Here is a 6,000-nt window from a genome sequence, read left to right as displayed (position 1 = left end):
GAACGGCAAACCGGCCTGAGGGAAATCCTGGGAGGTTAACCAGCTTCCGAAGCTGCTTCTGTTATAAGGACCGCCAGGCGCGATTCTCATCGAGGCGCGACGGCTCACTCTGCTCCGACGCCGGATAGATTTGCGCGAGCCACCACACCATCAAAAATCAGCGTTGCAAAAACGGGGGTGACCATAGATGAACCTCTTCCTCGAACTGTCGTCTCACCCAGGCGTCCTGCAACGGCCGCATGTTCGTTGAATGCGGTACGACTACGCATCATTCGGACGATCGCGGACTCCTCTTTGTCGACGATCAAGGAAAATCTGACATGCAAAAGAAGCACCCGGATGGATCAGGCAACAGCAGCGGCAGAGTGCTTGCTGCGCCCGTCTTCTCGCAGCCTCAGCCCACCCCGGACCCGCAAACCTTCGTCGTCCGGCACGCGTCGGATGTCGCCGCCTACAAGGTCATCGACGAACTGAACCGGGAGCACAAGCTCAAGGCACTTCCCTTTCCTGCACCGCGCGGCGGCACCGAGCCCCGGCTTACATTCGCACAGGTGATCGACAACAATCAGGCCGTGCTCGACCAGATCACCGCGAACGGGCAGATCGTCTTTCATGCCACCGGTGACTGCGGCAGCACGAAAGGCCCGAAAACACAGAACGAAGTCTCGGACAAGATGGTGAGCGACTTCGATGAAACGGATCCGGCAGACGTGCCGCAATTCAACTTTCTATTGGGTGACATCGTCTACAGCTTTGGCGAGGCGCAGTACTACTACGATCAGTTCTACGAGCCGTATCGGGACTATCACGCGCCGATTCTCGCTGTAGCAGGCAACCACGACGGCATGATTTCGCCGCTGCAGCACGAGAAGAGCTTGCAGGCGTTTCTGAGGAACTTCTGTTCCGACTGCTTTCAGGTTTCGCCCGATGCGGGCAACCTTTCACGTACTGCGCAAATCCAGCCGGGCGTCTTCTTCACGTTCGAGGCTCCGTTTGCGCGCATCATCGCGTTGTACAGCAACACGCTCGAAGACCCAGGCGTGATCGCCAATAGCGATATCGGCAACAGCCAGTTGAAATACCTGAAAGCCGCCCTGTTACGGGTGAAGAAGGAAAATTATCGCGGCGCGCTGCTGTTCGCGCATCACCATCCGCCTTATGTGGCGCGCGGTCGTCATGGCTGGAGCGTCGAGATGCAACAGCAGATCGATGCAGTCTGTGATGAGGTTGGCGTATGGCCGCATGCCGACCTCGCCGGACACGCGCACAACTACCAGCGCTTCACGCGAACCCGCCCTGATGGCACACAGATTCCTTATATCGTTTGCGGAAACGGCGGCCACAACGTGCAGCGGCTCACCACGAATGGACAACCGCCACTTCGTGCGCCGCAACTGATACAGGCCGCATCAAAGGACACGGATGCCGTTGTATTTGAAAACTACGATGACCAGAACTACGGCTACCTGCGAATCATTGTCAACGCGAGTCAACTGCGCATCGAATATCACGCCGCTGTCGACGGACCGCATACGAAAGCGCCCGATGACCAGGTGACCATCGACCTGGCCACGCACAAGGTGTCGCACTTCGTCGCCCGGGATTCAGGCGTACCTGCACTCGCGACGCGCATTCGCGAGTTCGCGCGAGAGGCTCAGCAAAAGGGATGACAAAGAGCCTTCGCGCGAGCGGTTCGCAAAATGATCATTCACGCATAGCCTGAATTCGCCCCGCCTTGACGGCTGATTTCAGCACGGTCCAGTCCGCCTCGTTCTGCTCCGCGTAGGCCAGTGCGAACCGCTCGATAGCCTCGTCGAACGCGGCCGACTTGCCCACATATCCGCCGATCAGCGCGGGGTCGCCCGCCTTCGCCATCGATTGGGCCAATGCGGTGCCGCACGACACCGCATATTCGGCGAGATCTTCGACGTCGAAGGTGGTGAAATCGAATGCGCCTTTCATGTCGCGCAACTGCCTGACATAGAAATCATTGCCCGTGTGATGCATCTTGGACCAGCCCAAAAAGATGTCGCTGGCCGACTGCAACAGCCGCTGACCAGTCACCACGCGCTGGCCATGGTTCGTGTACTGGCTTGCCGGAAGATAGCCCTCCAGCACGGAAGCCCTCGCCTCCTTGAGTTGCAGGAACAATGGGCTCTCTCCGTCGGCCATGAAGAGCGCCTCATAACAACGCGTTCCCACCGAACCAATGCCGACGACGCGAATCGCGACATCGACCAGTTCATAACGGTCGAAAAGTGCGCGCCTGTCGTCGGGAAGCGTCAGCCGGTAGTCGGCGAAGAAACGCCGGATCATGTCGTCGTACTGCTTGCGATCGCGCCTGTTTTCCAGCGGGATGTGATAGACGAGCGGCGGCAGTTCCCTGATGCGCAGCTTGCCGTTGACCAGTTCGGTCGAATGGCCCATCACGGAACGCGACGACTGCAACCGCGCCTTGTCGATGACCGCGAGCTCCTTTCTCCTTTCCTCGGCTGTATCGGCAATGGCCAGCAGGCTGGTCGACCTGAACTGGTAGTACCAGACGTCGAGCGTATCCATTCTGCTGAACTCCCCGATGCGTTGCCGGAATGTCTCGCACAACCGGCCGACGATGTCGCGCTGGTCATCTGTTGCAAATCCACGTTCACGAGCAGCGATCACGAATGAGGCGGCAAGTCTGCGCACATCCCAGTCGAAGGGTCCCGGTAATGTTTCGTCAAAGTCGTTGGGGCCGAAAAGAATTCGCCGCTCCGGACTCGCGAACAGCCCGAAGTTCGCCAGATGCGCGTCGCCGCCGAGTTGCACGATGACGTCAGTCCGCGGCAATCTGGACAGATCAAATGCCATCAGCGGCGCCGAGCCGCGATAGAACGCGAACGGATTCGCAAGCATGCGCCCGTAACGAATGGGGATAAGCTCCGGCACGCGGCCCACGTTGGATGCTTCGAGCAGCATGATCGGGTCTCGCCTTTCGATCTTGCAGACTGCAAGCTTTGCTCGCGAAACCTTTCTGCGCGCTTCCTTGCCCAGATCGATTCGCGATGCCAGCGGACCGCGACCTGCAAACAGGTCGGAGATGTCTTTTTGTGCAGTCATTGCTTGAGGATTGGTATTTGCCATTGGTGGTTTGTTACGCCCGGCAGTCTTGAGTTCCAGCATGTGTCGCTCTTTTTGCTTTCCCTTGCGTAGGGCGAGCTATATACGTGTCTCCTCCATGGTGAGCAAGTCTCCGCATAATGCTGGTCACATTCCTATCGGGCGATACCATGAAGGCGAGCGAAAAAATGCGACGCAAGGTTCGGAGGCCTTACCCTTGTGATGGCGTACGTCTGGGTGGGGAATGACCCTCGGAAAGCCTTCGCTACGGCCGTTCACACGCGGCAGGTCGGCATTGGCGGCATGCCACCTCACAACAGCGCATCTCGCCCATGTGCACGCGCCGCTGGCTGGTTCTGCTGTATGTCCAGGTACACCCGGAGCTGATTGATAGTGATTTCGATTAGCGGGCTCGCTCGTGCGACTCGATCTCTCCGGCTCCCCCAGCACATCCTCAATCCAGACCCGATGCCGCGCAAACCTCGGTCGAATGTCCTGCCCGGCCAACTCCGGCATTCAGAGTTCGACCCAAGCCACCGGGGAGAGAACGATCGCCACTGATGTGATCGCTTTGCCATTCTCCCCGACGCTGCGAGAGCTGTAGCGGATATGAAAGCACCATCACGTACGATCGCACACGATCCGCTCGCCCGGGCGGCCGAATCCAATTCCGTTTAGGAGCCTTTATGGAGACGTACCTGCTTTTCGGCGGCGTGATTGCCATTGCCCTGGCCATCGCGATCTGGGGCATCTGGAATCTCAGGTGAGGCGCCCCTTCTGGCCAGGGCGAACAAATGTGGTAACGCCCTGAATGGCCGCCGTGTTCTTCGCTGCACGATCAGCGTTTCGTGCGACATCGCTGGGCCAGCCACACGCCACAGATCATCCGTCCGACCCATTTAACAGGCTTGCAACCATATGTCCACGTCCGCACTTCACACTGCGTCACACGGAGCCCGCGCAATGCCCGCGCTTGCACTCGGTGCCATTGGCGTAGTCTTTGGAGACATTGGCACAAGTCCGCTCTATACCCTCAGGGAATGCCTGAAAGCCGCAGGCGGCGTCAGTCAGACGAATGTCTATGGGATCGTGTCTCTGATCCTCTGGTCGATCATCGCCGTCGTCACGTTCAAATACGTGTGCTTTGTCATGCGGGCGGACAATGATGACGAGGGAGGCATTCTTGCGCTGACCGCACTCGCTTCAGGTGTCGCTCCCGCCCGGCTTCGCAAGGTGCTCCTGACTCTCGGCGTTTTCGGCGCGGCGATGTTTTACGGCGATTCAATGATCACACCGGCAATTTCCGTCATTTCCGCAGTCGAAGGGGTGACACTCATCGACCCTCATCTATCAGAGTGGATCGTACCCATCGCACTGGTCATTCTTACGGGGCTTTTCAAGCTGCAGAAACGCGGCACGGGCGCCGTCGGCACACTTTTCGGGCCGGTGATGCTCGTATGGTTCATCACGCTCGCGGTGCTTGGTGTCGGCAATATCGCCAGTCATCCTGCCATCGTTCGCGCCGCGTCGCCTGCCTACGCTTTCATTTTCATCGCACACGCGCCGGCCACGGCTTTCATTGTGCTTGGCTCGGTGTTTCTCGCGCTGACGGGTGGCGAGGCCCTCTATGCCGACATGGGGCATTTCGGCAAGACGCCCGTGCGGCTGTCGTGGCTATGTCTCGTTTTTCCCAGCCTCGTGTTCAACTATTTCGGCCAGGCCGCGCTGGTCCTTAGCAGACCTTCCATTATCAGCCAGCCATTCTTTGAATCGGCGCCTTCATGGGCTCTGATACCGCTCGTCGTGCTCGCAGCTCTGGCCACCATCATTGCTTCGCAGGCGGTGATCTCCGGTGCATTTACAATGACCAAGCAGGCCGTACAGCTCGGGCTTTTGCCACGCATACCTGTCGTTCATACATCGAGCCGTGAGATCGGTCAGGTCTATGTGCCTTTCATCAATCTCACGCTGTACGTCGCGGTCGTCTTTCTCGTCCTGTTTTTCAGATCCTCCGATAATCTCGCAGCCGCGTACGGGATTGCCGTTGCGTCCACGATGCTGCTGACGACGCTGCTAATGTACTTCGTCACGCATTGCCTCTGGCAGTGGAAACCCGTCGCAACGCTTGCCGTCATCGGTCCGATGGCACTTGTGGACACGCTGTTCGTGTCGAGCAATGTCAGCAAGATCATGGACGGCGGATGGTTTCCGTTGCTGGCGGGCGCCGCACTTTTCACGGTCATGACAACATGGCACAAGGGTCGGGAAATGGTCGTCCAACAGATCAAAAACGACAGCCTTCCGCTCGCACCGCTGATCAGTTCGCTGACGGAACATCCTGTGTTGCGCGCACAGGGAACAGCCGTTTTTCCGGGCGGGGTGGCCGACATGACGCCCTCTGCGTTTCTGCACAATCTGAAGCACAACGGTGTGATGCACCGTATCAACATCTTCATGGCCGGCGAGACCGACAGCACGCCCCACGTCTCGGACAAAGACAGGGTTTCCGTTAAGGACCTTGGGAACGGTTGCTATTCTGTAGCCGTGCGTCACGGATTCATGGAGATTCCGAATGTTCCGGCTGTTCTCCGGCTTGTCGAAAAGCGGATACCGGAATGGCATTACGAGCCGAACGAGGTCTCGTTTTTTCTTGGGCGCGACACGATTGTTGCCACGGGACAAAGCCATGCGATGTCGCTATGGCGCGAACGGCTGTTTGCATTCTTCGCGAGGAACGCAGCGCAGGCAGCGGAATACTACAGTCTGCCGCCTAACAGGGTTGTCGAAATGGGCGGCCAGATCAATCTCTGATGCGTGTCTGACACGGCGCGATGGCGTCGACGCCATCGCGGATACAGTGGCGCCGCGGTGTCGGTCGAACGCCTGCACTGGGCGCGTCGCACG

General features: G+C 58.6%; 3 protein-coding genes. 2 read left to right on the top strand and 1 reads right to left on the bottom strand.

What is annotated here, in order from left to right:
- Nucleotides 1-320: 320 nt before the first annotated feature.
- Nucleotides 321-1,670 (top strand): metallophosphoesterase family protein, encoded by a 1,350-nt coding sequence (locus BN2476_RS24780; RefSeq protein ID WP_087736813.1) that lies wholly within the window; start codon nt 321-323, stop codon nt 1,668-1,670.
- A 34-nt stretch (nt 1,671-1,704) separates the two neighbouring features.
- Here the strand turns inward: BN2476_RS24780 and BN2476_RS24775 are convergent, their stop codons facing one another.
- Complete coding sequence (locus BN2476_RS24775) at nt 1,705-3,096, bottom strand: DUF2252 domain-containing protein (protein WP_235850950.1); 1,392 nt, start codon at nt 3,094-3,096, stop codon at nt 1,705-1,707.
- 963 nt (nt 3,097-4,059) lie between these two features.
- Here BN2476_RS24775 and BN2476_RS24770 point away from each other — a divergent pair.
- On the top strand, nt 4,060-5,907 hold the full coding sequence (locus BN2476_RS24770; protein ID WP_087736809.1) for a potassium transporter Kup: 1,848 nt from the start codon (nt 4,060-4,062) through the stop codon (nt 5,905-5,907).
- Nucleotides 5,908-6,000: the final 93 nt, after the last annotated feature.

Source organism: Paraburkholderia piptadeniae (assembly GCF_900007165.1).
GTDB classification, from domain to species: Bacteria; Pseudomonadota; Gammaproteobacteria; order Burkholderiales; family Burkholderiaceae; genus Paraburkholderia; species Paraburkholderia piptadeniae.
Note: the sequence above shows the minus strand (reverse complement) of the source record. Positions and strands in the feature narration are given on the sequence as shown.

Coding starts and splice junctions, on each gene's coding strand:
- BN2476_RS24780 (WP_087736813.1), top strand. CDS start 321: ATGCAAAAGAAGCACCCGGATGGATCAGGCAACAGCAGCGGCAGAGTG.
- BN2476_RS24775 (WP_235850950.1), bottom strand. CDS start 3,096: ATGACTGCACAAAAAGACATCTCCGACCTGTTTGCAGGTCGCGGTCCG.
- BN2476_RS24770 (WP_087736809.1), top strand. CDS start 4,060: ATGCCCGCGCTTGCACTCGGTGCCATTGGCGTAGTCTTTGGAGACATT.